The 26,151-nt window shown below is 37.7% G+C and carries 22 protein-coding genes; 14 read left to right on the forward strand and 8 right to left on the reverse strand.

Annotation, left to right across the window (positions count from 1 at the left end; genetic code table 11):
* Positions 1 to 188 precede the first annotated feature (188 nt).
* Together ACN1CD_RS09500 and ACN1CD_RS09505 are read left to right on the forward strand one after the other, a co-directional pair.
* Positions 189 to 2,954 carry a bifunctional aconitate hydratase 2/2-methylisocitrate dehydratase gene (locus ACN1CD_RS09500; RefSeq protein ID WP_419130153.1) on the forward strand — a complete coding sequence of 922 codons (2,766 nt, stop codon included), beginning with the start codon at positions 189 to 191 and terminating at the stop codon, positions 2,952 to 2,954.
* A 192-nt stretch (positions 2,955 to 3,146) separates the two neighbouring features.
* Positions 3,147 to 5,426 (forward strand): aconitate hydratase, encoded by a 2,280-nt coding sequence (locus tag ACN1CD_RS09505; protein WP_419130154.1) that lies wholly within the window; start codon positions 3,147 to 3,149, stop codon positions 5,424 to 5,426.
* A gap of 285 nt (positions 5,427 to 5,711) precedes the next feature.
* Here the strand turns inward: ACN1CD_RS09505 and ACN1CD_RS09510 are convergent, their stop codons facing one another.
* The 3 genes from ACN1CD_RS09510 to ACN1CD_RS09520 form a co-directional block, all read right to left on the reverse strand.
* Positions 5,712 to 6,236 carry a GNAT family N-acetyltransferase gene (locus ACN1CD_RS09510; RefSeq protein WP_419130155.1) on the reverse strand — a complete coding sequence of 175 codons (525 nt, stop codon included), beginning with the start codon at positions 6,234 to 6,236 and terminating at the stop codon, positions 5,712 to 5,714.
* A gap of 295 nt (positions 6,237 to 6,531) precedes the next feature.
* The gene (locus ACN1CD_RS09515) at positions 6,532 to 7,869 is read right to left on the reverse strand and encodes a GH1 family beta-glucosidase (protein WP_419130156.1); all 1,338 of its coding nucleotides are present in this window, start codon (positions 7,867 to 7,869) and stop codon (positions 6,532 to 6,534) included.
* 104 nt (positions 7,870 to 7,973) lie between these two features.
* Complete coding sequence (locus ACN1CD_RS09520) at positions 7,974 to 9,788, reverse strand: MutS-related protein (protein WP_419130157.1); 1,815 nt, start codon at positions 9,786 to 9,788, stop codon at positions 7,974 to 7,976.
* Positions 9,789 to 9,831: 43 nt separating this feature from the next.
* Here ACN1CD_RS09520 and rlmH point away from each other — a divergent pair, with 43 nt between their 5' ends.
* Positions 9,832 to 10,305, forward strand: coding sequence for a 23S rRNA (pseudouridine(1915)-N(3))-methyltransferase RlmH (gene rlmH, locus ACN1CD_RS09525; protein WP_419130158.1), 474 nt, complete (start codon positions 9,832 to 9,834; stop codon positions 10,303 to 10,305).
* Between the two features lie 137 nt (positions 10,306 to 10,442).
* Positions 10,443 to 10,565 carry a hypothetical protein gene (locus ACN1CD_RS09530; protein ID WP_419130159.1) on the forward strand — a complete coding sequence of 41 codons (123 nt, stop codon included), beginning with the start codon at positions 10,443 to 10,445 and terminating at the stop codon, positions 10,563 to 10,565.
* A gap of 55 nt (positions 10,566 to 10,620) precedes the next feature.
* On the opposite strand, the gene ACN1CD_RS09535 is transcribed toward ACN1CD_RS09530, so the two are convergent.
* Both ACN1CD_RS09535 and ACN1CD_RS09540 read right to left on the reverse strand, forming a co-directional pair.
* On the reverse strand, positions 10,621 to 11,163 hold the full coding sequence (locus ACN1CD_RS09535; RefSeq protein WP_419130160.1) for a DUF5606 domain-containing protein: 543 nt from the start codon (positions 11,161 to 11,163) through the stop codon (positions 10,621 to 10,623).
* A gap of 73 nt (positions 11,164 to 11,236) precedes the next feature.
* Positions 11,237 to 11,698: a peptidylprolyl isomerase gene (locus ACN1CD_RS09540; RefSeq protein ID WP_419130161.1), complete on the reverse strand. Its 462-nt coding sequence runs from the start codon at positions 11,696 to 11,698 to the stop codon at positions 11,237 to 11,239.
* Between the two features lie 235 nt (positions 11,699 to 11,933).
* Between ACN1CD_RS09540 and ACN1CD_RS09545 the strand changes: the two genes are divergently transcribed.
* On the forward strand, positions 11,934 to 13,115 hold the full coding sequence (locus ACN1CD_RS09545) for an asparagine synthetase B (RefSeq protein WP_419130317.1): 1,182 nt from the start codon (positions 11,934 to 11,936) through the stop codon (positions 13,113 to 13,115).
* Between the two features lie 1,012 nt (positions 13,116 to 14,127).
* A complete protein-coding gene (locus ACN1CD_RS09550; RefSeq protein ID WP_419130162.1) occupies positions 14,128 to 14,877 on the forward strand; it encodes a porin family protein in 750 nt (249 codons plus the stop codon).
* A 404-nt stretch (positions 14,878 to 15,281) separates the two neighbouring features.
* Here the strand turns inward: ACN1CD_RS09550 and ACN1CD_RS09555 are convergent, their stop codons facing one another.
* The 3 genes from ACN1CD_RS09555 to lpxK are packed head-to-tail and all read right to left on the reverse strand — an operon-like array spanning position 15,282 to position 19,129.
* On the reverse strand, positions 15,282 to 17,294 hold the full coding sequence (locus tag ACN1CD_RS09555) for a putative porin (protein WP_419130163.1): 2,013 nt from the start codon (positions 17,292 to 17,294) through the stop codon (positions 15,282 to 15,284).
* Positions 17,281 to 18,096 carry a purine-nucleoside phosphorylase gene (locus ACN1CD_RS09560; RefSeq protein WP_419130164.1) on the reverse strand — a complete coding sequence of 272 codons (816 nt, stop codon included), beginning with the start codon at positions 18,094 to 18,096 and terminating at the stop codon, positions 17,281 to 17,283. The genes ACN1CD_RS09555 and ACN1CD_RS09560 overlap by 14 nt, the downstream gene beginning before the upstream one ends.
* Positions 18,068 to 19,129: a tetraacyldisaccharide 4'-kinase gene (gene lpxK / locus ACN1CD_RS09565; RefSeq protein ID WP_419130165.1), complete on the reverse strand. Its 1,062-nt coding sequence runs from the start codon at positions 19,127 to 19,129 to the stop codon at positions 18,068 to 18,070. The genes ACN1CD_RS09560 and lpxK overlap by 29 nt, the downstream gene beginning before the upstream one ends.
* 367 nt (positions 19,130 to 19,496) lie before the next feature.
* On the opposite strand from lpxK, the gene ACN1CD_RS09570 reads away from it, so the two are divergent.
* The 8 genes from ACN1CD_RS09570 (at position 19,497) to ACN1CD_RS09605 (ending at position 26,070) form a co-directional block, all read left to right on the forward strand.
* Positions 19,497 to 20,636: a sterol desaturase family protein gene (locus tag ACN1CD_RS09570; RefSeq protein ID WP_419130166.1), complete on the forward strand. Its 1,140-nt coding sequence runs from the start codon at positions 19,497 to 19,499 to the stop codon at positions 20,634 to 20,636.
* A 115-nt stretch (positions 20,637 to 20,751) separates the two neighbouring features.
* Positions 20,752 to 21,876: an NAD(P)/FAD-dependent oxidoreductase gene (locus ACN1CD_RS09575; protein ID WP_419130167.1), complete on the forward strand. Its 1,125-nt coding sequence runs from the start codon at positions 20,752 to 20,754 to the stop codon at positions 21,874 to 21,876.
* Entirely contained in the window at positions 21,877 to 22,590 is a 714-nt protein-coding gene (locus tag ACN1CD_RS09580; protein WP_419130168.1) for a methyltransferase domain-containing protein, read from the forward strand.
* The gene (locus tag ACN1CD_RS09585) at positions 22,587 to 23,639 is read left to right on the forward strand and encodes a type III polyketide synthase (protein ID WP_419130169.1); all 1,053 of its coding nucleotides are present in this window, start codon (positions 22,587 to 22,589) and stop codon (positions 23,637 to 23,639) included. Before ACN1CD_RS09580 ends, ACN1CD_RS09585 begins: the two co-directional genes overlap by 4 nt.
* A complete protein-coding gene (locus tag ACN1CD_RS09590; protein ID WP_419130170.1) occupies positions 23,633 to 24,088 on the forward strand; it encodes a 3-hydroxyacyl-ACP dehydratase FabZ family protein in 456 nt (151 codons plus the stop codon). The genes ACN1CD_RS09585 and ACN1CD_RS09590 overlap by 7 nt, the downstream gene beginning before the upstream one ends.
* Positions 24,081 to 25,355, forward strand: coding sequence for a beta-ketoacyl-[acyl-carrier-protein] synthase family protein (locus tag ACN1CD_RS09595; RefSeq protein ID WP_419130171.1), 1,275 nt, complete (start codon positions 24,081 to 24,083; stop codon positions 25,353 to 25,355). Before ACN1CD_RS09590 ends, ACN1CD_RS09595 begins: the two co-directional genes overlap by 8 nt.
* The gene (locus ACN1CD_RS09600; RefSeq protein ID WP_419130172.1) at positions 25,352 to 25,606 is read left to right on the forward strand and encodes an acyl carrier protein; all 255 of its coding nucleotides are present in this window, start codon (positions 25,352 to 25,354) and stop codon (positions 25,604 to 25,606) included. The genes ACN1CD_RS09595 and ACN1CD_RS09600 overlap by 4 nt, the downstream gene beginning before the upstream one ends.
* Positions 25,603 to 26,070, forward strand: coding sequence for a 4'-phosphopantetheinyl transferase family protein (locus ACN1CD_RS09605; RefSeq protein ID WP_419130173.1), 468 nt, complete (start codon positions 25,603 to 25,605; stop codon positions 26,068 to 26,070). Before ACN1CD_RS09600 ends, ACN1CD_RS09605 begins: the two co-directional genes overlap by 4 nt.
* The last annotated feature ends 81 nt before the right edge of the window (positions 26,071 to 26,151 follow it).

Below are 26,151 nucleotides of genomic sequence, written 5' to 3' on the forward strand. Positions count from 1 at the left end.
TCCAAATTACTTAATCGCCTGCCTAAATTGCAATTACGGGTTGCTTTTTTCTATTTTTGTTTTAACCAAGAATTAGAATCTTTTTGATTCAATTTAAACAAATTAATATACAAAAGCAGTATTCTTTTTGTGAATAGCATTACACTTATGTTGTGAAAGCTTGAAACGAATTGGATAAATTATCTAAGATGAGTATTTATAACGATTATATCCAGGAAATTGAAGACAGAAAAGCTCAAGGTCTTCATCCTAAACCTATTGACGGAGCCGAATTAACGAGTGAAATCATCAATCAAATTAAAAGTGTAAATAATTTTAACAGAGAAAATGCTGTTATTTTTTTCATATACAATACCTTGCCAGGCACTACCGGTGCAGCGGTTGTTAAAGCACAATTTTTAAAAGAAATTATTTTAGGAGAAACCACTGTAGCAGAAATTACACCTGATTTTGCGTTCGAATTATTATCGCACATGAAGGGCGGGCCTTCTATCAAAGTTTTATTAGATATTGCTTTAGCTGATAATGGAGATAAAGCTCATAAAGCTGCTGATGTGCTTAAAACACAAGTTTTCTTGTACGATGCAGATACAGATCGTTTAAAAGAAGCTTACAACAACGGCAATGATATTGCTAAAGAAATATTGGAAAGCTATGCCCAGGCTGAATTTTTCACCAAACTTCCAGAAGTAGCTGAAGAAATCAAGGTGGTTACTTTTATTGCTGGTATTGGAGATATTTCAACAGATTTATTGTCTCCGGGCAATCAGGCACACTCCCGTTCTGATCGTGAATTGCATGGTAAATGTATGATCACGCCAGAGGCTCAGGAAGAAATCAAAGCGCTACAAGCATTACATCCAGATAAAAGCGTGATGTTGGTTGCTGAAAAAGGTACTATGGGCGTAGGTTCTTCGCGGATGTCGGGTGTAAATAACGTAGCCCTTTGGACAGGTAAAAAATCCAGTCCTTATATCCCATTTGTTAACATAGCGCCAATTGTGGGCGGCACTAATGGTATTTCTCCAATTTTCTTAACAACAGTTGATGTAACGGGTGGTATTGGTATCGACCTTAAAAACTGGGTAAAGAAAATGGATGAAAATGGTAACGTCATTCGTAATGAAAATGATGAGCCAATTTTAGAGCAGGTTTACGCAATTGAAACGGGTACAGTACTTAACATTAATACAAAAACTAAAAAATTATACAACGGAGATCAAGAGCTAATCGATATTTCCAAAGCCTTAACGGCGCAAAAAATGGAATTTATGAAAGCTGGTGGCTCTTATGCCATCGTTTTTGGTAAGAAAATCCAAACTTTTGCAGCTCGAATTTTAGGTATTGAAGCCCCATTAGTATTTGCTCCAGCTAAAGAAGTATCTATTGAAGGGCAAGGTTTAACGGCTGTAGAGAAAATTTTCAATAGAAATGCAGTAGGCCTAACGCCGGGTAAAGTTTTACATGCTGGTTCTGACGTTCGGGTAGAAGTTAATATTGTAGGTTCACAAGACACAACTGGTTTGATGACTGCTCAGGAATTAGAGGCAATGGCTGCTACAGTTATCTCTCCAATTGTTGACGGTGCTTATCAATCTGGCTGTCATACAGCTTCGGTTTGGGACAAAAAAGCACAAGCCAACATTCCTAAACTGATGAAGTTTATGAATGAATTTGGAGTAATTACCGCCCGCGACCCTAAAGGTGAATACCACGCAATGACTGATGTTATTCACAAAGTATTGAATGACATTACGATTGACGAATGGGCGATCATCATCGGTGGCGACTCCCATACACGGATGTCTAAAGGCGTAGCTTTTGGTGCCGATTCAGGTACGGTGGCTTTAGCTTTAGCAACTGGCGAAGCTTCTATGCCAATTCCTGAATCAGTTAAAGTAACATTTACAGGTGAAATGAAACAGCACATGGATTTCCGTGATGTGGTTCATGCGACACAATTGCAAATGCTACAGCAGTTTGATGGTGAAAATGTATTCCAGGGTCGTATCATCGAAGTTCACATTGGCACTTTATTAGCTGATCAGGCTTTCACTTTTACAGATTGGACAGCAGAGATGAAAGCAAAAGCTTCGATCTGTATTTCGCAAGATGATACATTAATTGAATCATTGGAAATCGCCAAAAAACGTATTCAAATCATGATAGACAAGGGTATGGATAACCATAACCAGGTTTTACAAGGTTTAATCAACAAAGCAAACAAACGTATTGAGGAAATCAAAACGGGTATTAAGCCAGCTTTAATGCCAGATATAAATGCCAGATATTTTGCTGAAGTTGTGATCGATCTGAATATCATCAATGAGCCAATGATTGCAGATCCGGATGTGAACAACGTAGATGTTTCTAAACGTTATACACACGATACCATCAGAGATTTGACTTTTTATGGTGGAGATAAAAAAGTAGACCTAAGTTTTGTGGGCTCTTGTATGGTACACAAAGACGACTTAAAAATCGTTTCTCAAATGTTGAGAAACATAGAAAAACAAACTGGTAAAGTAGAATTTAAAGCGCCATTAGTAGTTGCGGCTCCAACTTACAATATCATCGATGAGCTGAAAGCAGAAGGCGATTGGGAATACTTACAGAAATACTCTGGATTTGAATTTAGCGATGCGCTACCTAAAAGCACAGCACGTACCGAATACGAAAACATCATGTATTTAGAACGCCCGGGCTGTAACTTATGCATGGGTAACCAGGAGAAAGCGGCTAAAGGAGATACGGTAATGGCTACATCTACGCGTTTATTCCAAGGCCGTGTGGTTGAAGACAGGGATGGCAAAAAAGGCGAATCTTTATTGGCTTCTACGCCAGTTGTAGTCTTATCTGCAATTTTAGGTCGCATTCCTAACATTGAAGAATATAAATTAGCAGTAGAAGGTATTAATTTAACAAAGTTTACACCTATCTCTACGAAGCAATAAAAAAACAAACCAGCATATTATTTGTTAACATTACAAGGCTATCTGAAATAATATTAGGTAGCCTTTTTATTTATTTAAAAATAAATAGAATGGTTTTAAATAATCAATTTGACAAATCTTAAAAGTAAGTCTGTCAAAAATTACTTAATTTAGTTAGTGTTGTTATCGACAATAAATTTTAATAAATAAATTATGGCTTTTGATATAGAAATGATAAAGAAGGTTTATGCAAACTTCGGCCCTCGTGTAGATGCGGCACGCAAGATTGTTGGCAGACCTTTAACATTATCAGAAAAAATATTGTATGCTCACCTTTGGGATGGCAATCCTAAAAAAGCATTTTCCCGCGGAACAGACTATGTAGATTTCGCACCAGATCGCGTTGCCATGCAAGATGCAACTGCTCAAATGGCACTTTTGCAATTTATGCAGGCTGGCCGTCCACAAGTGGCTGTTCCTTCTACCGTTCATTGCGATCACTTAATAACCGCTAAAGAAGGTGCATCAATAGATTTACCTCACGCCAGAACAGAAAGTGCCGAAGTTTTTGATTTCTTATCATCTGTATCAAATAAATATGGCATCGGTTTCTGGAAACCAGGAGCAGGTATTATTCACCAGGTAGTTTTAGAAAATTATGCTTTCCCAGGCGGAATGATGATTGGAACCGACTCACATACTGTTAATGCAGGTGGTTTGGGTATGGTTGCCATTGGTGTTGGTGGTGCAGATGCTTGTGATGTGATGGCTGGCTTACCCTGGGAACTGAAATTCCCTAAATTAATTGGTGTAAAATTAACAGGTAAGTTAAACGGCTGGACGGCTGCTAAAGATATTATTTTAAAAGTTGCTGGTATTCTAACTGTAAAAGGTGGTACGGGTGCAATTGTAGAATATTTTGGTGATGGCGCAATTAACTTAAGCTGTACTGGTAAAGGTACCATTTGTAATATGGGTGCCGAAATTGGAGCAACTACTTCTACATTCGGTTATGACGAAAGTATGGAGCGTTATTTACGCGCTACTGATCGTAATGAAGTTGCAGATGAAGCAAACAAAATTGCAGCATATTTAACTGGTGATGATGAAGTATATGCTAATCCTGAAACTTATTTTGATCAGGTAATTGAAATTAATCTTGATGAATTAGAACCTTATTTAAACGGACCGTTTACGCCAGATTTAGCTACTCCGGTTTCTCAAATGAAAGTGGAAGCAGAGAAAAATGGCTGGCCTTTAAAAGTAGAGTGGGGATTGATCGGTTCTTGCACCAACTCTTCTTATGAGGATTTATCAAGAGCTGCATCTATTGCTAACCAGGCTATTGCAAAAGGGTTGGTAACTAAGGCTGATTTTGGAATTAACCCAGGATCTGAGCAGGTACGTTACACGGCAGATCGCGATGGCTTCTTAAAAACTTTCAAAGATTTAAATGCTACAATTTTTACCAATGCCTGCGGACCATGTATTGGAATGTGGGATAGAACAGGTTCAGAAAAAGCAGAGAAAAACACCATCGTACACTCGTTTAACAGAAATTTTGCTAAACGTGCGGATGGTAACCCGAACACTTTCGCTTTCGTAGCCTCACCAGAAATGGTTGCTGCTATTGCAATTGCAGGAGACTTGGGTTTCAATCCATTAACCGATACGTTAACGAACGATAAAGGCGAGCAAATTAAACTAGATCCACCTACTGGTGATGAATTACCTACAAAAGGTTTCGCTGTAGAGGATGCTGGTTTTCAAGCGCCGGCAGCTGATGGTTCATCAGTTGAGGTTTTAGTTTCTCCAACTTCTCATCGTTTGCAGTTATTAGCTCCTTTCACCCCTTGGGAAGGTACAGATTTGAAAGGCTTAAACCTTTTAATTAAAGCCAAAGGTAAATGTACAACGGATCATATTTCTATGGCTGGCCCATGGTTAAAGTTTCGTGGTCACTTAGATAATATTTCTAACAACATGTTAATTGGAGCGGTAAACTACTTCAATGAAAAAACAGATAACGTTAAAAATGAATTAACCGGCGAATACGGCCCTGTTCCAGCAACTCAACGTGATTATAAAGCGGCAGGTATTGGTTCGATCGTAGTGGGTGATGAAAACTATGGTGAAGGTTCATCTCGTGAACATGCAGCTATGGAACCTCGTCACTTAGGTGTTCGTGCAGTATTGGTAAAATCTTTTGCCCGTATTCACGAAACCAACCTTAAAAAACAAGGGATGCTTGGTTTAACATTTGCTGATAAAGATGATTACGATAAAATCCTTGAGGATGATAAAATCGACATCTTAGGCTTAACAGAATTTGCACCAGATAAACCATTAACATTGGTATTACACCATGCAGATGGTTCTGAAGAACAATTCTCAGTTAACCACAGTTATAATGCACAACAAATCGACTGGTTTAAAGCTGGTGGCGCGTTGAACATTATCAGAGATGAAGCTGCTGCAAAAGCGGAGCTTTAGAAGAGTAAGGATAAAAGAGTAAAGGATAAAGGAGCAAGGAATAAAGACTATAAGTTAATTATTCCTTGCTCCTTATTCTTTGTTCCTTACTCCATAAAGAAAATCCCGTTTTGAGTAAAATCAGAACGGGATTTTTCATTTAAGAAGGTAGCGATGTTAATATACATCAAGCTTAAATCCTTTCTTAAAAGTTACTAACTTTAAATTGAAGAAAATAACTCCGCTTATTCAATCCTTTTAAATCTGCGTTCTTCATCTTCGGAAATCTGCGGGAAATAATTAGCATTATTTTTCTCTCTCCCAAAAAATCATTTCATTATTCCTGTTTAATTCACTGAACTCAAATTTCTGCAAGATCTTTCTCGACTCAGGATTTGAAATTAAACAACTGGCCGTAATGGAGTTGACCTCAGGTTTATCAAAAGCCCAATGTATTAACGCCTGGACAGTTTCCGAAGCAAACCCTTGCTTTCGCTCAGCTGCAATAATTGCGTAACCGATATCTATACATCCCTCTACACTTGGTTTTCCTTTGAAACCGGCATCACCGATAATTACTAAACCATCTTTTTTAACGATCAGCCAAGATTCAAAGCCAGATGGATGAGTAACAAGTGCCAGGCTTTTCTTAATCTTTGGTAATGTTTCCCAAGCATCATCATCTGGCCAACCATTTCCGTAAACCAATTTATTAGCTTTCAATAATGCACCTTCATCATGTGTTATTGAAGCGATAATTTCGGTAGTGAAAGGAATTAAGATAAGTCGATCAGTAGAAATAAAAGCTACTCCTGTTTGTAAATTTTTCAAGCTCAATATTACCAGTATTTTATTAAAACAGAAACCTCAGACTAAATTATCAATCAAGTTACTAACTTTAACCTGCCGCCATACTATTAAAAGTTACTAACTTTCAAATTGAAGATAAGATAATCCAGTTTATTTAATCTTTTTAAATCTGCGTCCTTCATTTTTAGACAAGCGTTATTTCTTGGTTGGTCAGGAAATTTTTTCCTGATCTATTAACTGAGGATTTTTAATCCTCATCAAAACAAACTTGAATTATAAATCCCAAACAGGAAAGAACATCAACAGGAATACAAACCTAATTCCTCAAAAACTCCTGCCACCAATAACCAGAATATTTGATCGTTCGCGCTAAGGTTTTAAAATCCGTATGAACCAGACCAAATCGCGCATTAAAACCTTCTGCCCATTCGAAATTATCCATAAGCGTCCAGGCCATATAACCCGTAATATTTATCCCCTCATTTTTAGCCTTGAGCACGGCATTTAAATACAATTCGAAATACTCGATGCGTTCTGCATCTATTACCTTGCCATCGCCTAATTTATCATGATAAGCTGCACCATTCTCGGTAATCATCAGGTTCTTGATATTCGGATAGGCGGCAAATTGCTTAATAATCCGATAGAAACTATCGGCATTAATTTCCCAGCCCATTGCGGTATGTGGCTTTTTCCTGCTTTTGGCTTTTATTTCCCAGGCTTGAATAACAGGGATAAAGGCATTGTATTTTATAGTTAAAGGGAAGTAGTTTTGAAGACCAATAAAGTCAAAATCGAATTTCATGCGATCATTTAAACGCCAGGTACCGTATTCGATCTGAAACTTCTCCAGCAAATCCCAATCTGCGGTGGGGAAGCCCAACCCTTGTGCAGGCTCCACAAATAACCTATTCATGAGGCAATCTACCCGGTTTGCGGCCAAAATATCATTGTCGCTTTGCGTATAAGGAATAATTTCTGAGCAAGAGTATGTAGTACCAATATTGGCATGGCTAACTTCGGCGCGTAGTATCTTTCCACCTTCGGCCTGCGCTATCGCGGTATGTAACACTGCCGGGAAGAAATTGCTTAATCCGCTTCGGCCGGGCGCATGAATGCCCAGCATATACCCCAATGAGGTAAAGCCAAATGGCTCGTTTAACACCAACCAGTTTTTAACCTTATCGCCATATTCTTTAGCACAGATATTTACAAAAGAATTAAATGCAACATTGATACTGAAGCTCGTCCACCCCCCTTCATCTTCGAGAGCCTGGGGCAAATCCCAATGATATAACGTAACATATGGAATAATTCCTTGCGTGAGGCATTCGTCAATCACGTTGTGATAAAACCTGATTCCTTCCTGATTAATTTCTCCTCTGCCTGTGGGTAGTATTCTTGCCCATGCAATAGAAAAACGAAACACTTCAAAACCTAAAAGCTTAACCAGCTTAATGTCTTCCTGGTATCGGTGGTAGAAATCGCAGGCCACATCAAGTTTATGCCCTTTTTTAATTTTGCCACTTCTTGCAGAAAAGGTATCCCAGATGGATGCACCCTTGCCATATTGCTGCGAAGCACCTTCAATCTGCGGTGCCGCAGTGGCCACACCCCATGAAAAATCACTACCAAAATCACTTGCTTTGATCATCTTATCAATTGATTGATCGTAAGTTGCAAGTTTACTATTAAGAAATCATTAACAATTAGATTTGTGTGTAAAGTTTTTAGATAGCTTTCCATTAATCCAAAACGCTAAGATAGGGTTAAACCGATTTCCTTCAGCAGGATTGCCGCATTAAAGGTTGAACAAGGACCCTGTTTCAATTTATAATCAAATTTCATTTCCCCTTCTGTAATTTGAATATCGAAGTGAAAATTACGAAGCGTTTTATCATGGTCGTTCTTCAGATCTGCCAACTGTAAATCGTGCGTAGCAAACAGTGTCGGCGTTTTTTCATTGATCAGTTTTTCAACAAAAACTTTTGATCCTAAGTATTTATCGCGGCTGTTCGTTCCACGTAACATCTCATCAATTAATACAAAAGTATCTTTATCACTAACTACATTATCTAAAATCATCTTCAATCGATTCAGTTCTGCCTTAAATGTCGAAGTACTTTCATTCAGCGAATCTTTAATCCGCATATAAGTATTAATAGAAAAAACAGAAAGGCTCATGGCCTGGGCGCAAACAGGAGCACCAACATAGGCCAATACCATATTGATCCCCAAAGTCCGCAAAAACGTACTTTTGCCGGCCATGTTCGAACCGGTTACGATATCTACGGTTGGTTCATTCTCCAGATAAAATGTATTATTTACCCTAATATTCGGGGCAATTAGCGGATGACCGATCTCTTTTGTGCCTAAATTAAAATTATCGGTAATTTCCGGGAAAACCCATGCAGGCTCGTTATGAACCAAAGTAGCAAGGGAAATCAATTCCTCGAAATCACCCAGGTGGTTCAATGCAGAGATTACATCTTTTGACGAAGACTGATACCAGCGATACAGGTTAACACAGCACTTCAAATCCCATAAAAGCAACGCATTCAACGCCGTACCGACCACAATATTCAACCTGGCATCGAAATTTTGAATAATCTTAGAAAGGCTTTTAATTTCTATACTTACCGGTGTCTTCGATTTAAATAAAGCTAAAATATAAGGGCTGGTCCACTCGTATTTCTCTGTCCATAAAATGGCATCTGCATATCCATTAAGGAGATTCGATCCGCCTCCAAAACTATAAAATACCTTATTTATCTTCGAACCCCGCAATACAATGAAGCCGATGTTAATGATGAGATAAATGGTAAGGATATTCCAGAATGCGCTGTTTAAGAAAATCGCTGCTAAAATTATTGCGCCAGAAATGTAAGGAACAATAGCAACATAAAATTTTAACGCCTTATTTCGCACGAAACTAAGTTGCTCGCCAAGCTGAGATTTTAACTGTAGTTTAATTTGTTCAATTTTTTCTACATCATGGCCATGAAGATTTGCCCTAAAATCAAAAGTATCGTCAATTTTGGTTTGCATTTCTTTAACGGCATCTTGTCGGGCTAAAATTTTATCTCTTGATGATTTCTCTGCCAGGTTTTTAGCCAGCAACTCTTTTCCATTTTTGGTATAACACCGATTCAACAAACCATATAGCGAGGCGTGTCCAAAAATATCAAGGTCTGAAGTATAAGGATGTGTTTCTGACTCGAAAGCTTTACCATCATCATAACCATTTACCATGCCATTCAGCAAATTCCATTCATTTTGATAAACCCACAGCAATTGTTTTTGATAATCAATTTCGCGATCCAGCTTGCTTTGCTTTTTAACAATTAAAGCAAAAGCGAAAACAGGCAGCATCAATAAAATTTGAACCAGTGTTCTCCATTCATCATCAGCAGAATTCAGGAGCAAAATAAAAAATAGAATTTCGGCTAGGAATAGTCCTATTCTTCCAAAAGAAAGCTGGTCTATTAATTTTTTAATTTGATCTATCCGATCACTTACATCTGTAATTTTTTGGCTGTAGCCAGATATAATTTGTGCTTGAGTATTTAACATTATCTTTGAATCGCGGAAAATTCTAAAGATAACAAAATATTAAATGAAGATCACTTTAATAGCCATTGGCAAAACGGAAGATAAATATTTGATTGAGGGGATTGATAAATACATTAGCCGCCTGAAGCATTACATCAATTTTAGTTTTTTGCCTATTCCCGACGTTAAAAATGTAAAAAACCTGAGTGAAGCGCAGCAAAAAAACAAGGAAGCCGAACTCCTGCACAAACAAATTAATAATGGCGATGTTGTTATTTTATTAGATGAAAAGGGCAAAAAGTATACCTCGATTGATTTTTCAAATTACCTGAACAAGCAAATGATTGGAAGTGTGCAACACCTGATTTTTATTATTGGCGGTCCTTACGGTTTTGATGAAAGCATTTATAAAAGAGCAAATGGCCTGATTTCACTTTCTGACATGACTTTTTCACACCAAATGATTCGATTGTTTTTTGTAGAGCAACTCTACAGGGGTTTCAGCATCCTAAAGGGCGAACCTTATCATCACGCTTAGAGATGGATGATGGGAAGAGGGATGATGGAATAAGGGAAGATGGAAAAAGCAAAATGGTAAATGGTATTTTTGTTTAATAAACAATTCTTCAAATGATATGGAATTTGAAATGCAATCACATCATAAAATAAAAAAATATGTTAGATAAATATAAACGTCAATACCGATTTAGAAGTAACCAGAGCGGCAATAACAAAATGCTTTGGATCAGCATTATCATCTCACTGGTGATTGTAGTGATTCTTTATTATTTCTTTTAAAACAAAAAACACCAGACAATTTGCCTGGTGTTTTCTGAAATTCTTGAATAAAAGCTTAAACGCCTTTTTTACTTGTCATGCTTGCTTTCTTAGCAGGCGCTGAAGTTTTGGTAGTGGCTTTAGCACTTGCTGAACCTTTAGCACTTGCACCTTTCTGCTTTTTATCAGCAGCAACTTTTTCTTCGGCTAGGCTAACTTCTGCAGGAGAACCTGGAGTTTCAGGCGTTTCCTCAGTAAACAAAGGCAAATCTTTTAATAAGTTATACCAGGTAATAATTTTCTTCATATCAGAAGCATATACCTTTTCCTGATCATGACCAGGTGCCACTTCTAAGAAATAAGTACGCAAATCACCTTTTAAATCTGGTGTAGTTCCTTTTTCGGAAATTTTAGCAAAAATATCTGATAATTTGATTTCTTCATCTTCACCATAAACCGTAATATCTTCTAACGAAGCTAACTTTGTGTTGGTGATATTGGCTACAACTTTAGTTTTTTGAGCATCTAAACCCTCTAAAATATAACCCACTTTATTTTGTCCAACCAGTTTAAATAAACCTGGTCTGCCAGATACGGCAACAATTCCTCTTAAATTCATAATATTTTGTTTAGCAGTCAGCAGTTGATGTTTAACGATTTAAATCGCTTATCACCAAATGCTAAACGCGTTTTTAGTCTTCGATTATTTCAATTCCTACAATTTTATCTCCCTGGCGGATATCATCAACCAGATCAACATTTTCGATAGCTTTACCAAAAACTGTATGGTTGCGATCTAAATGTGCAGTGTTAGCTCTGCTGTGGCAGATGAAAAACTGAGAACCACCAGTGTTGCGACCTGCATGAGCCATTGATAATACACCACGATCGTGATATTGATTTTCGCCATCAAGCTCACAATCGATTTTGTAACCCGGGCCACCAGTACCTGCTAAATGTGCTTTAGCCGGATCTTTTGAATTTGGACAACCAGTTTGTACCATGAAATTAGGAATCACACGGTGAAAAGTTACACCATCATAAAAGCCTTCGCTTGCTAATTTTTTGAAGTTTGCAACTGCTTTTGGAGCGTCTTTTTCAAAGAACTCAACAGTCATATCACCTTTTTCGGTTTTTATTATTGCTTTACTCATATCAATTTTGGGTACTAAATTTAATTTTTAACGCCTTAAAAAACAATTCATTTTTTAAAGTAAAAGGCAAAAATAACAAAATTGTATTACATCTGATACCATTAAATTTTTCTAAACAGTTTAAATGAGGTATTTTAGTATTTTAAGCGACATCATTTTGAGAAAGAAATATTATATCCTGTTGTTTTGCCTGTTTTGTGCACTTGGTGTCCGGGCATCGTCCCTTCTGATTTATATGGATGAAGACCAGAAAAACCACCTCAAAGCATATGGAATTGCCTATTGGACAATTAGCAAGCAAGTGGAAGTGGATTGGTTGTTAAACTACCGTGGAGGAAGCTTCTTAATCAAGTATAATAAAAGTGTGGAAGACGAATTAAAAATTAGAGGGGTTTCTTATGAAGTACTGGCGGATGGAAAAGTGGTAAATCTTTTAAATGAGATTAGCGATCCGGCGGTGAACATGGAAATGGTTAAACTGGAGAAAACGCCGAAGATTGCCGTATACTCACCTAAAAGCAAATTACCTTGGGATGATGCCGTAACGCTCGTACTCACTTACGCAGAAATTCCATACGAAGTAATTTACGATGACGATATTATTAATGATAAATTAAGCAAATATGATTGGTTACACCTGCACCATGAAGATTTTACTGGCCAATATGGTCGGTTCTGGTCTAATTTCAGGTATGCGACCTGGTACCAGGAAGATGTAAAAAATCAGGAAAAATTAGCCAAACGCTTAGGCTTCAAAAAAGTATCGGAAATGAAACTGGCGGTTGCCAAACACATTAAAGAATATTGTGCAGGCGGAGGCTTTATGTTTGCCATGTGCTCTGGAACAGATAGTTTCGATATCGCATTAGCTGCTGATGGCATAGATATCTGCGCACAGATGTTTGATGGCGACGCAGCAGATCCAAATGCACAGTCGAAATTAGATTTTAATAAAACATTGGCCTTCCAAAACTTCAAGCTGGATAACAACCCGATGAATTATGAATTTTCTGATATTGATGTTACCCAATTCAGAACACTTAATCAAAGCAATGACTATTTCACTCTTTTTGATTTTTCTGCAAAATGGGATTTGGTTCCAACTATGCTTACGCAAAATCATGATAAAGTAATTAAAGGTTTCATGGGACAGACCACCGCATTTAAGAAGAGTTTAGTGAAACCAAGTGTAACCGTACTGGGTGAAAATAAAGGCGCTGCAGAAGTAAGGTACCTCCATGGCGAAATTGGCAAAGGCCAGTTTACTTTTTACGGCGGCCATGATCCGGAAGATTACCAGCACGCCGTCGGAGATCCTCCAACAGACTTAAATCTACACCCCAATTCGGCAGGTTACCGTTTGATCTTAAATAATGTACTTTTTCCAGCAGCGAAGAAAAAACCACAGAAAACTTAGAATTTCTGACTTACGAAGTTTAGGTGGCCTGTGTGGTTGAGAAACTTCGTCCGTCTCTTGATGTTTCCGCTAAACTTTCAAAGTCTTTCCTCGCTCGTTGGCCTTCGAGACTGCGCAAGTTAATCTGACTTACGAAGTTTTGGTGGCCATGAGCAATAGCCTATACTTCGTCAGTCTCAAAGATTTATCATTAAACTTACGAAATTCTTCCCGCCCACTTGGCTTTGGAAATCTCGTAAGTTGATCAATCTAAAGCATCGACTTACGAAGTTTAGATGGCCTGTGTGGTTGAGAAACTTCGTAAGTCTCTTGATGTTTCCGCTAAACTTCCGAAGTCTTTCCTAGCTCGTTGGCCTTCGAGACTACGCAAGTTGATCTGACTTACGAAGTTTTGGTGGCCATGAGCAATAGCCTATACTTCGTCAGTCTCAAAGATTTATCCGTTAAATTAACAAAATTCTTCCCGCCCACTTGGCTCTGTAAATTTCTTAAGTTGATAAACTAAAGCATCGACTTACGAAGTTTAGATGACCTGTGTGGTTGAGAAACTTCGTCAGTCTCTTGATGTTTCCGCTAAACTTTCGAAGTCTTTCCTCGCTCGTTGGCCTTCGAGACTGCGCAAGTTGATCTGACTTACGAAGTTTTGGTGGCCATGAGCAATGGTCTATACATTGTCAGTCTCAAAGATTTATCATTAAACTGACGAAATTCTTCCCGCCCTCCTGGCTTTGGAAATTTCGTAAGTTGATAAACTAAAGTAATGCGTTAAAAATACACCGCTTTTAATAAAATTCCTGATTTGTATACAATTTTAAACAGCGCATAAAATATTCCCGTTATGGGTATTCCGCTATCAAATCATCAAAAACAGGCACTGTAAACCAACGGCTTACCATACATTTTGTAACACACCTGATACTTTGGCACAGCTTTTGGAATTGAGGCTTGTAATTAACAAAAGGTTTCGGCCTAAAATTTAAAAACAAGATTCTTTACTTAAAGAAAAAATATCATGAAAAGATTATTATTAAGTGCTTCAGTATTATTAATGGCAACAGGTGCTTTCGCACAAACAACAACAATGACGGGTTCTGATGCTAGATTTGGAATCAAAGCAGGTGTAAACTTAGCTAAGTTCCACATGGGCGGAGATGACGCTTTCTCAAATTCATTCAACGACAATGTTAAAAGTAATGTAGGTTTTAATGTTACTGCATTTGCAGACTTTGGTGTTGGAAACAACTTTTTCATTCAACCAGGAGTTTCATTACAAAACAAGGGAGCAAAGTTTGAGTCAACAAATGTTGTAACAGCAGCAAACGTTACTACTACTACAATTTCTAGTAATAAAGCTAGTTTAATGACTATTGAAGTTCCAGTTAATGCAGTGTTTAGAATTCCTACTGGAGATGCTGGAGCATTTCAAATCAGTGCTGGTCCTTACATCGGTTTCAACATATCTGGAAAAAATAAATTAGAATCAACCGCTACTGCAGTTAATAACACAAACAATTCAAGCTCAACAGTTACAACCTCAGGTGAAAACGATTTATCTTTTGGTAGTGCTGCAGATAAAGATTATAGCAGTACTGAATTCGGAGCAAACTTTGGTTTGGCTTACCGTTTAAATTCAGGTATTTCTGTTGGTGCGAACTATGGTTTAGGATTATCAAATCTTACATCTAAAGATTCTAGATCAAATAACAATGATAACAAATTGACTAACCGTGTATTAGGTTTCTCAGTAGGTTATTCTTTCTAAGAAAGCCTAAAAATTTTAAAAGCCGTTTTGATTTAATTCAAAACGGCTTTTTTCGTTTATAAGCAGGTTTCTATAGCAGAATAAACTATCAGTATTAAGACGCAGATCACCCATTCTTGCTCACACTCATTATATGTGGCTAATTAACTTTAATGATCTTAATGCCTTAATGTTTCATTAAAGCGCTTTCCCCATTTTCTTCCTGAAAACTATTGATCCTGTAAAAGCTCATCAATTTAATGATCTTAATGCCTTAATGTTTCATTAAAGCGCTTTCCCCATTTTCTTCCTGAAAACTATTGATCCTGTAAAAGCTCATCAATTTAATGATCTTAATCCCTTAATGTTTCATTAAATATGCAGCTCAGTAACTTTCGTTTTAAATCGCCCTGAATGACAAAAATCTAATCATAGAAATTCCAGCTTACACCGAACTTCAGCAACGCATCCTGCATAGGATAACGATTCACCGTATAATAACCAGGTACAAATAACCCCTGATTTATAAAATCATATTTAACAAAAAGATTCGCCCGTTTCAAATTAGCCTTAAAAAACACATCAACAATCGGTGTTGATTTATAAACCGTGTTACTGCCTATATAAAACTGTGCGGTAGCAGGCGAATAAGAATAATTAGCATATTCAGAATTATACCGTACATCAAAGCCAATATTCGATTTCAATACTTTGAAGAAAGTACTATTCAAATAAATACTATTATAGGTATAGAATTCTGGGGTTCTCAAAATTTCATTTCTATCAGTTTTTTGATAGGCCAGATAATTCTCCATAACAAACTTTCCGAACCGCCACTTTTTCGAAACATCAAATCTGATTAAGCTGATATCTCCATCAACCTGCCGTGGCGAAATTGCATTCGATCCATTGGTGTTATCTAAACCAAAATATAAATAATTGCTGGTTAAGAAATACTTCGCTCCGGCCGTAAATTCGTACTTATCATTAATAAAATTGAAAGACAGATTGGCAATTTTTGTCTTCTCAAAGCCTGTGTTTTCCCATCTGTAGTGGTTGCCATGATAATAATTGAAAAGCTGAGACGGAGATTGATTTTGTACATAAGCACCAAGTTCTACTCTCCCAACCGATTTGCTTAGGAGAATTCTGCTTTTGGCCTCATACAAATAATCGCCTGCATTTTCACCTTGCAAAATTTGTTGTAAATCAAGATTGAAATCGATGTTATTAGAGAAACGATAGCCGGCAGACCCTAAAATGGTCGTATTTTGGTAGGTAAACTGACTTTCTTCATAAGTTAAACCATCGGGTTTAAAACCCAGAAAGCGATGAGTATAATAATCGTGACGAATTCCTGCGTCAACCTTAAGTTCATTTTTAATTACCGTTGAGTTTTTTGGGCGAAAGAAAAAGCTATAAATAAACTCATTTTTAAGATGCCGCACTTTAGTAGAATCATTCGTAAACGAAGGATCAGCAAATCCAATTGGCATGATGTTATTTGCATCAAGCTCATTTTTAGCAAAGCTATAATTGTCGCTATTGTATTCTATGGTGTAGGTAACCTTATTAGTAGGCAAAACGGCATTATTCGCATTAGCAGAGGTATCAATCCTGCCTACGTAGTAAGTTTGCTTTAGAAAGAGTGTATTCTTTTTGTATAAATTCCTGGCTGTAGTGAGGTTCACCACTTCAGATGCCCGATCAATTTTGTTATACCCAGGCTCAAAAATAGTAGTATCGCCATTTGAACCATTTTCGTAAGCACGCATGGTATTAAAAATGGCAGAAGCCCACATGTTGTATCGCTTACTAGGTGATTGGTACCAGGAGAAAACGGCTACATTTAAATTATCACCACGCTGTCTACGGTAAAAACCCCGGGAATCTCCACGGTTAAAATTCACCCCAACATTCCAGTTTTTTTTAATGTTCTGGCTATGAATCATTTTGAAAAGCTGCTCCTTTTGTCCTGCACTTACCAAATAAAGGCTGGTATAGGGCGCCCTTGCCTGGTAATAGATAATATCATCCGGAGTCATTGCATAATAATCCAATGAATGAAAACCTACATCGAAACCAATTCTTTTACTTGGTTCGTAAAGCAGCGGCCTGGCAGACAGCCCCATATTACCATTGTTAATGGTAGGGTGCTGCGGCTGTAAAAGCGGACTATAATTCTGAATATTCGTGGTAGAAGTATCAAGAGGCAACAATACAATACTGTCTTTGCTCAAACCAAGTTTTGTATAACGAATAAATTTCGCGGTATAAATAACAGAATCCTGCCCATCTAGTTTTTTTCTAATAGAATCTGCTTCGGTTTTTTTATTGATGTTTGTTTTTAAATCTTGGGCAAAAGCTTTATTAATGCCGATTAGCAGTAAGATTAAAAGACAAATTTGAGCCAGTTTACCCATCTTATAACTCAGCAATTAGGCGGGTTAAAATTTCAGTCATCTTTGGTTCCGCCTTTGCTGCAGCTTCCAAAATCTCATCAAGATTAAATGGTTGTAAATCTTCCGGAAAACCTTCGTCGGTTAACACCGAAATGGCGAATACTGGTAAGGCGGCATGGTTAGCTACAATCACTTCGGGCACGGTGCTCATACCAACTGCATCTGCACCAATTAAACGAAGGTATTTATATTCTGCTTTTGTTTCTAAATTTGGACCAGAAACAGCTACATAAACGCCTTTATGGCATTTAATGTCAACCTCGCTTGCAATCTTTAAAGCCTTTGCAATGATATCTCTTTTATAGGGCTGACTCATATCCGGAAAACGCGGACCTAGTGAACTTTCGATCAATCCACGTAATGGATTATCTGGCTGCAGGTTGATGTGATCTTCGAGAATCATTAAATCTCCTTTTTTAAATGCTGGATTTAACGAACCTGCTGCATTAGAAACTATAAGGTTTTCAATACCCAGACCTTTCATTACCCGTACAGGGAAAGTAATCTGTTGCATACTATAACCTTCGTAATAATGCAAACGCCCTTGCATGGCAACAATTTTCTTTCCGTTTAACGTTCCAAAAATTAACTTACCACTATGAAACTCTAAGGTAGATATAGGGAAATTCGGAATGTTGGAGTACATCAGTTGATGCTCAACCTCAATTTCTTTCACCAGGCCACCAAGGCCCGTTCCTAAAATTATACCAATCTCGGGCTTAAAGTTTTCAGTTTTGCGTTTGATATATTCAACGGTTTCTTCTATTACTCTTAACATAGTTTAAAATAAGTTCATCAAAGGTAATCTTATCTTCTTCAAATAATTCAACCTCGATGGGTAAAAAATATACGGGTAAATTTACCAGTAAATCTTTAAATCCCGCAGCTTTTAAACGTTTGCTATCCTTTTCTGTTGTGATGATGATTTTTTCTTTTTTATTACCTGCTTCAAATTCCGATTTAAACTTCTTGATATCATCAGTTTTGAATGCATAATGATCAGCAAATTTTTCATGTTTAATGGTTTTGCTATACTTTTCCAGTTCCTCAATTAAAGGATCTGGATTCGCAATGCCCGTTAACAAATAGATTTCAAAATCTTTAATTGATTCCAATGATCGGCTATCCTCTAAATAAAGGTGTTTAAGATCGCCATATTTTAAGTAAGAGTGCAATACTTTCTGTGTGCTATTTGGTTGCAGTTCATTTATCGATGCCTGCTGCGCCACATGCAATAATGGAACCGGGGCTTTGGTAACTAATAAAATTTCGGCTCTTTTTCTGGATGCAAAAACATCGCGCAGGTTTCCTGCCGGAAGTAAAAACTGCAACGTACCTAATTTCCGAAACTCGAAAAGTAGAATATTCAAACCTGCTTTTACCGGGCGATGTTGAAAGGCATCATCTAAAATAATTAAATCGTGGTTTTCTTTTAATTTTTCGATTCCCTTAACGCGATCCTCACATACAGCAACCGTTACATCTTCAAACTTATGGTAATACTGTAGCGGTTCATCTCCTATCGTTTCTGCGGTAGCATTGTTATCAGCTAAAATAAAACCTTTCGTTTCCCGCCCGTATCCCCTACTTAAGATCGCAATTTTATAATCTGCCAGTAACCTGACTAAATATTCTGTAGTTGGGGTTTTGCCAGATCCTCCAACAGCTAAGTTACCCACACAAATTACGGGCAAATCAAATTTAACGGAGCGCATAATACCCCAATCGTAAAGTTTTTTGCGAAGGATGATGGCTATTCCATAAATTAACGAGAAAGGAAGCAGTAAAAAACGTAAATAGTTAAGTAGCATAATTGTATTTTCAAAATTACCTATTATTTAAAAAAGAAAAGCATCGCATTTCGACAATGCCTATTAAAGCAACCCTTTCCGTTAAAAAATGTTTCTGATTTTATAAGCTTTTCAAAAGCCTATGCGCTGAAGAATTCCGCAAGTTGGATGACAGTACCATAAAACTTTGTAAGTATTTCCCCCAACTAAGGCCACCAAAACTTAGCAATTTGATCTTCATTCATGAAATTTAGACAGCTCGCTAATACTTAAAAGCTTTAACATGACTGAATCTAAAAATCCGCCAAAGCAATCCGATATAAAAGTTTACGTTTTATAAGAATATAATTTTCAGTATAATTGTTGATTAAAAAATTTAAGTTAAATAATGTCTCCAAATAAACGTTTAGTTGTTGGCCAGGGCCAGATAAGTGGTTATATCTCTATATTTCTGGCTGTTTTGGCTTTGCTCGGAATCCTGTGTTTTCATTACCCTGAAAAACTGACCACTCCTGAGTTTCGGGAAATATACACCAAAGATAGTATGGAAGTTTTGATGTTGGGCGGCGTAATTGCTTCTTTCTTCTTTGCGGCTTTGAGCATAATTTTGAGTAAAAAATTAAAATGGGGATGGCCGGGATTTTCGCTTGCCGCTTTAGCCGTTATTCTTGGCGCTTTAAGTGTTCAAGGTAGAGACGTAGCAAAATCGAGCTGGCATTTTGGTTTAGACTGGATGATTTTAGATTTACTTTTAATGGTCGCGATCTTTGTTCCACTCGAATTATTTTTCCCAAAGAACAACGAGCAAACCAAGTTTCATGAAGAGTGGCGTACAGATTTAACTTACTTCGTGATCAGCCATTTATTTATTCAGTTCTTCGGAATCATTACCCAAAAACCTGCAGTATTATTTTTTGGATGGATGGGATTAGACAAACTCCATACCTGGGTGCAGGGTTTACCTTTTATCGTTGCATTATTTTTAGCTTTCTTCACTACAGATTTGTTTCAATATTGGGCACATCGCTTTTTCCATACGCGTGTATCACTATGGCGTTTTCACTCTATCCATCATTCTACACAAAACATGGATTGGCTTGCCGGAAGCCGGACGCACTTCATTGATATCTTTTTCACCAGAGCAATGACCTTTATTCCGCTTTACATTTTTGGCTTTTCGCCGATGGTATTTAATGTTTACATCATTTTCATTGCTATCCATGCAGTTTTAATACATGCGAATACAAGAATAAATTTTGGTCCGCTCAAATATATTTTTACCACGCCACAGTACCACCATTGGCACCACTGCGAAGACCCTAAATATTATGGACATAACTTTGCCTCGATTTTCCCCTTCATTGATATGATTTTTGGAACTTACTATTTACCTAAAAATGAATGGCCAGCAGGTACTGGCGTTCACGAGGCCTCCTATCCCAAAGGTTTTGTAAACCAATCCATCTATCCATTTACAAAGAGTCCGTTTGACACTGATTTAAATATGGAAGAAAGAAGCGACAGGTAATCTGACAATTACGATCTTATTAAATCTTTTTAACGTTCAATTTTCGTTTGTCGTTGTTCGTCTATCGTTCATCTTCTTCAAACAATCTTCATATAATTATCCTAAATTGCAGGATATGCTTGATGCCGATGTAATCATTATTGGAGGGGGCTTGGCTGGATTAGTGAGTGCGATTCATCTATCACAAGCTGGCAAAGCGGTAATGGTAATCGAAAAAGAAAGCTACCCGCACCATAAAGTTTGTGGAGAATATATCTCAAACGAGGTTTTACCCTACTTAAATGCTTTAGGTGCCCATCCAGCTATTTTACTGCCTACTACACTCACCAAATTTGAAATGAGCACGCCGAAAAGTGCCCTGATTGGTTGCGATTTGCCATTAGGAGGTTTTGGAATCAGCCGCTTTACTTTTGATCACTTTTTGCTGGAGAAAGCAAAACTAGCAGGAGCAGTAATCATTCAGGATACGGTGTTGGATGTGGTGTTCAACAATGAAATTTTTACGGTATCAACTAAAGATAAAAATTACCGAAGTCGTATTGCAATCGGGGCTTACGGCAAAAGATCAACCCTGGATGTGAAATTAGACCGTAAATTTATCAAAGAAAAATCTGACTGGCTCGCAGTTAAAGCGCATTATAAAGGTAATTTTCCAAATGATCTGGTTGCGCTACACCATTTTAAAGGAGGCTACTGTGGGGTATCAAAAGTAGAGCATAACCTGATCAACATTTGCTACCTGGTAAATTATGCTTCCTTTAAAAAGCATAAAAACATTAAAGAACATCAGGAAAAAGTATTGTATCAAAACCCGCATTTGAAAGCAATTCTGGAGAATACCGCCATGCAGTTTGATACGCCACTAAGCATCAGTCAGATCTCATTCGAGCAGAAAGAATGCATTAAAAATCACATTTTAATGGTTGGTGATACTGCCGGATTAATTCATCCGCTCTGCGGTAACGGAATGGGGATGGCTATCCATGCTGCTCAAATAGCCAGTACGTTAATCATAAAGTTCTTGAATGGATCAATCACCTCTCGCCAAAAACTAGAAAGCGAATATATAGCTCAATGGAAATTTAATTTTAATTCGAGATTAAAAACCGGAAAGCTACTTTCAGCGTTATTAAAAAAAGAAAGGCTATCTGATTTTTTAATTAACTATATCGCTAAATTCCCTATGCTATTGCCACAAATAATTAAACGTACACACGGAAAACCTATAACCTTAAGCTAAATGCCGGTAAACACCAGAACAAGAAGCGATGAACCCGAACTGATGGATGATTTTGCACTCGAGGGTGAGGTATTGCGAGATGCACTCGACAAAATTGCCAGCATCAATAAACTATTGGGCGGAAACAAAGTAACCCTGGATGGTGTTAAAACTTTAATCAACAGCCAAAAGAAAGAGGCGGAAATATCTATTGTAGATGTGGGTTGTGGAAACGGAGACATGTTGAGAACGCTGGCAGATTATGGTGTAAAAAACAATTTGAAACTAAACCTGATTGGTGTTGATGCAAATGCTTTTACCATCAGGCATGCTGAAGGTTTATCTACAGGTTATGATAATATCAATTATGACTGTGTTGATGTTTTTAGCGACGCCTTTAAAGCAAAGGATTTTGATATCATTTTATGTACCCTAACCTTGCACCATTTTAAGGATAGCGAAATTTTAAATTTGATGGAGTCTTTCCGGCAACAAACCAAACTTGGGATAGTTATTAATGATTTACACCGCAGCAAACTGGCTTATCACTTATTTAATGCCATCTGTTTTATCTTCAGATTAAATGAAATGTCGCGAAAAGATGGATTGGTTTCCATTTTAAGAGGCTTTAAAAAAACTGATCTGCAGCAGTATTCTACAGCGTTAAAGTTTAACAATTTCACTATCCGATGGCGATGGGCTTTTCGTTACCAATGGATTATAAAATCAATATGAGCGTAAAAATTAAAGCCCTGAGTAAAGCCTTGCCTTCTTATAATCGTGCCACTGAAGAAATTGTGCCTTTTTTAGATGCCTGGTTAAATGGGCAGGATGAACGGTTTATCAGGAAAGTAAAAAAGATTTTCGAAAATGCTGCGGTTGATAAGCGCTACTCATTCATGTCGCCCGAAGAGGTTTTTAGTGATGCTTCATTTGAAGAAAGAAACAAAATCTATATCAGGGAAGGAATAAAGTTAGGGACACAATGCCTAACCGATGCTTTGGAAAAAGCCAGCTGGAAACCCGAAGATCTGGATTTTCTGATTACCGTAAGCTGTACCGGAATTATGATTCCATCTTTGGATGCCTACCTGATTAATAAATTAAAACTTAGTCAGGATATTGTTCGGCTACCTGTTACAGAAATGGGTTGTGCTGCAGGCGTTTCAGGAATGATTTATGCCAAGAATTTCTTAAAAGCAAACCCGGGAAAAAGAGCAGCTGTTGTGGCGGTAGAATCACCTACGGCAACGTTTCAATTGAACGATTTCTCCATGACCAACATTGTAAGTGCTGCCATTTTTGGTGATGGCGCAGCATGCGTGCTACTATCTTCTAACGAAGAAGATGAAGGGCCTGAAATAATCGCTGAAGAGATGTATCATTTTTACGACGCAGAACACATGATGGGCTTTGACCTCACCAATACAGGATTGAAAATGGTACTGAATATTGAAGTTCCGCAAACCATTGAAGCCCATTTCCCTGATATAATCCACCCTTTTTTAGCTAAGCAAAACCTAAAAATAGGCGATATCGATCACCTCATCTTTCATCCGGGAGGGAAAAAAATTGTACAAATGGTAGAAAGCTTATTTGGCGCACTAGGAAAGAATATTAACGATACCAAAGAAGTATTACGCCTTTACGGGAACATGAGCAGCGCCACGGTTTTATATGTTTTGGAACGTTTTCTGGATTCAAAACCCGCTAAAGGTGAAAAAGGTTTAATGTTGAGTTTTGGTCCTGGATTTTCTGCACAAAGAATTTTAATAGAATGGTAAAATTGACAGCACAGCAAATTATAGACCTCTTGCCTTATTCAAGGCCATTTCTATTTGTTGATGAAATCGAAAAAATTACAGAAGATGGCGTAACAGGTACTTTTACTTTTAGCCCTGAACTTGATTTCTACAAAGGTCACTTCAAAGACAATCCGGTAACACCTGGCGTAATTTTGACGGAAACCATGGCACAAATCGGTTTAGTTTGCTTAGGAATTTTTCTGCTGTCAGCCCATAAAAATGAATATAATGGTAAGGTTGCGATGACCTCTTCAAATGTTGAGTTTTTAAGACCTGTTTTTCCAGGAGAGAAAGTAATCGTCATCTCCGAAAAAATATACTTCCGTTTTAACAAATTGAAGTGTAAAATTACCATGCAAAATGAAGCAGGAGAAAAAGTTTGCTATGGGGAACTTGCCGGGATGTTTATCAAAAATGCCAATGGATAATCGGGTTGTCATCACCGGAATGGGTGTAGTTTCGCCAAATGGAATTGGATTAGAAACCTTTTTGCATGCCATTCAAAATGGAATTTCTGGCGTTCGGCACCAGCAAAACTTAAGTGATCTGAAATTCTCCTGCCAGATTGCTGGTTTACCTGATGTATCAACTGAGCTTGCTGCGCAATATTTTACACCTTTGGAATTACGCAACTTCAATAGTTCCGGGATTTTATATGGCGTTATCGCCGGCCTGGATGCCTGGAAGGATGCTGGCCTGGAGATAAATCAAACAGATGAACCTTTTTGGGATTATGGAATGGTTTTCGGTGCCGGAACTTCCGGAATTGACCGTTTTAGAGAAGCCATTTACACGATTGATAAACTAGAAATCAGACGTTTGGGTAGCACAGTAGTTGCGCAAACCATGAATAGCGGCGTAAGCGCCTATCTCTCTGGAAAAATTGGATTAGGCAATCAAATTACCACCAATTCATCCGCCTGTTGCACCGGAACAGAAAGTTTACTTATGGCATACGAACGAATCAAAAGCGGACAGGCCAATGTAATTCTGGCTGGTGCCACCAGTGATAGCGGTCCATACATTTGGGGTGGTTTTGATGGAATGAAAGTTTGCACTTACAAACATAATGATACACCTACCCAAGGTTCGCGGCCGATGAGTGCAACAGCCAGTGGCTTTGTACCCGGAAGTGGCGCTGGTGCTTTTGTAGTAGAATCATTAACCCATGCAAAAGCCCGGGGCGCAAAAATTTATGCAGAAATTTTAGGTGGCCATACAAATTCTGGCGGACAAAGGGGCGCCGGAACCATGACCGCACCTAACTCCACAGCAGTACAAAAATGCATTGTAAAAGCGCTTGAAAATGCCAAAGTTGAAGCCAATGAAATTGATGCCATTAATGGTCACTTAACGGCTACAGCAATGGATGCATTGGAAATTAAAAACTGGACAGTTGCATTGAATCGGAAAGGAAGTGATTTTCCATCTATCAATGCTTTAAAAGGAATGACAGGCCACTGTTTAACCGCATCAGGAAGCATAGAATGTGTGGCATCAGTACTGCAAATCCATCATGATTTTCTCTTTCCAAATGTAAACTGTGAAGATTTAAATCCAGCTATTGCCGAGTTAATCGATGTGGAAAAAATTCCACAGGAAATGAAATCGATAAAAATCAATACTTTAATTAAAGCAAGCTTCGGTTTTGGCGATGTAAATGCCTGTATCGTTTTTAAAAAATATAACCCATGAGTAACGAAGAAATAATTAATCAACTGAAACCTATTATCACCACTTACGCACCTGTTTCGGAAGCTTTGGATAATCTGAATGAAGAATCTGACTTCATCAAAGATCTGAATATCAATTCAGCTAATCTGGTTGATATCATTTTAGATGTTGAAGAAGCATTCGGCATCACGATCGATAACGCATCAATGGAAAAAATGCTCACCGTTAAGGCATCTATTGAGGTAATCAAAGAAAAACTAAGCGAAAAATGATCGGCAACGATGTGGTAGATTTGGATCTGGCTAAAGTGCAAAGCAACTGGCGGAGAAAAGGATACCTGGAAAAAATTTTCACAAATGCAGAGCAGGAGTTAATCAAAACCTCCAGCTGCCCCAATACAACAGTCTGGATTTTATGGAGCATGAAAGAAGCTGCCTATAAAATTCATAACCGCAAAACGGGAATCAGAAACTTTGCGCCAACGCATTTGTCCTGTTCTTTAACAAATGTTGATGGCGAGGTAATTGGATCGGTTACTGTTGACAGCCAGATTTATTTTACTAAAACGAGTATTTTATCAACCTATGTACATACTATCGCCGCTCCACTTTCTAATCAGCTTAGCGAAATCAGTATTGAAATTTATTCCCAGCCTAATCACCCGATAAATTATAAAAGTATGGCTGCCGGGTGCGTGAGCCACCATGGGCGGTATCTGGCTTTGGTGTATAAATAAGGTTTAACAATAACAGACAAGGATCTAACTTTAATAGCACTTTAGGATAAAAAATTATTAAAGCTTATTTAGTTGACATTC

This window comes from Pedobacter sp. N23S346, assembly GCF_048515415.1.
GTDB lineage: Bacteria > Bacteroidota > Bacteroidia > Sphingobacteriales > Sphingobacteriaceae > Pedobacter.

Bases quoted from the DNA above. Each gene is read 5' to 3' on its own strand.
- ACN1CD_RS09575 (WP_419130167.1), top strand. From the start codon at position 20,752: ATGCTTGATGCCGATGTAATCATTATTGGAGGGGGCTTGGCTGGATTA.
- ACN1CD_RS09590 (WP_419130170.1), top strand. From the start codon at position 23,633: ATGGTAAAATTGACAGCACAGCAAATTATAGACCTCTTGCCTTATTCA.
- ACN1CD_RS09545 (WP_419130317.1), top strand. From the start codon at position 11,934: ATGGATGAAGACCAGAAAAACCACCTCAAAGCATATGGAATTGCCTAT.
- ACN1CD_RS09600 (WP_419130172.1), top strand. From the start codon at position 25,352: ATGAGTAACGAAGAAATAATTAATCAACTGAAACCTATTATCACCACT.
- ACN1CD_RS09500 (WP_419130153.1), top strand. From the start codon at position 189: ATGAGTATTTATAACGATTATATCCAGGAAATTGAAGACAGAAAAGCT.
- ACN1CD_RS09540 (WP_419130161.1), bottom strand. From the start codon at position 11,698: ATGAGTAAAGCAATAATAAAAACCGAAAAAGGTGATATGACTGTTGAG.
- ACN1CD_RS09535 (WP_419130160.1), bottom strand. From the start codon at position 11,163: ATGAATTTAAGAGGAATTGTTGCCGTATCTGGCAGACCAGGTTTATTT.
- ACN1CD_RS09530 (WP_419130159.1), top strand. From the start codon at position 10,443: ATGTTAGATAAATATAAACGTCAATACCGATTTAGAAGTAACCAGAGC.
- ACN1CD_RS09605 (WP_419130173.1), top strand. From the start codon at position 25,603: ATGATCGGCAACGATGTGGTAGATTTGGATCTGGCTAAAGTGCAAAGC.
- ACN1CD_RS09505 (WP_419130154.1), top strand. From the start codon at position 3,147: ATGGCTTTTGATATAGAAATGATAAAGAAGGTTTATGCAAACTTCGGC.
- ACN1CD_RS09580 (WP_419130168.1), top strand. From the start codon at position 21,877: ATGCCGGTAAACACCAGAACAAGAAGCGATGAACCCGAACTGATGGAT.
- lpxK (WP_419130165.1), bottom strand. From the start codon at position 19,129: ATGCTACTTAACTATTTACGTTTTTTACTGCTTCCTTTCTCGTTAATT.
- rlmH (WP_419130158.1), top strand. From the start codon at position 9,832: ATGAAGATCACTTTAATAGCCATTGGCAAAACGGAAGATAAATATTTG.
- ACN1CD_RS09520 (WP_419130157.1), bottom strand. From the start codon at position 9,788: ATGTTAAATACTCAAGCACAAATTATATCTGGCTACAGCCAAAAAATT.
- ACN1CD_RS09595 (WP_419130171.1), top strand. From the start codon at position 24,081: ATGGATAATCGGGTTGTCATCACCGGAATGGGTGTAGTTTCGCCAAAT.
- ACN1CD_RS09570 (WP_419130166.1), top strand. From the start codon at position 19,497: ATGTCTCCAAATAAACGTTTAGTTGTTGGCCAGGGCCAGATAAGTGGT.
- ACN1CD_RS09585 (WP_419130169.1), top strand. From the start codon at position 22,587: ATGAGCGTAAAAATTAAAGCCCTGAGTAAAGCCTTGCCTTCTTATAAT.
- ACN1CD_RS09560 (WP_419130164.1), bottom strand. From the start codon at position 18,096: ATGTTAAGAGTAATAGAAGAAACCGTTGAATATATCAAACGCAAAACT.
- ACN1CD_RS09550 (WP_419130162.1), top strand. From the start codon at position 14,128: ATGAAAAGATTATTATTAAGTGCTTCAGTATTATTAATGGCAACAGGT.
- ACN1CD_RS09515 (WP_419130156.1), bottom strand. From the start codon at position 7,869: ATGATCAAAGCAAGTGATTTTGGTAGTGATTTTTCATGGGGTGTGGCC.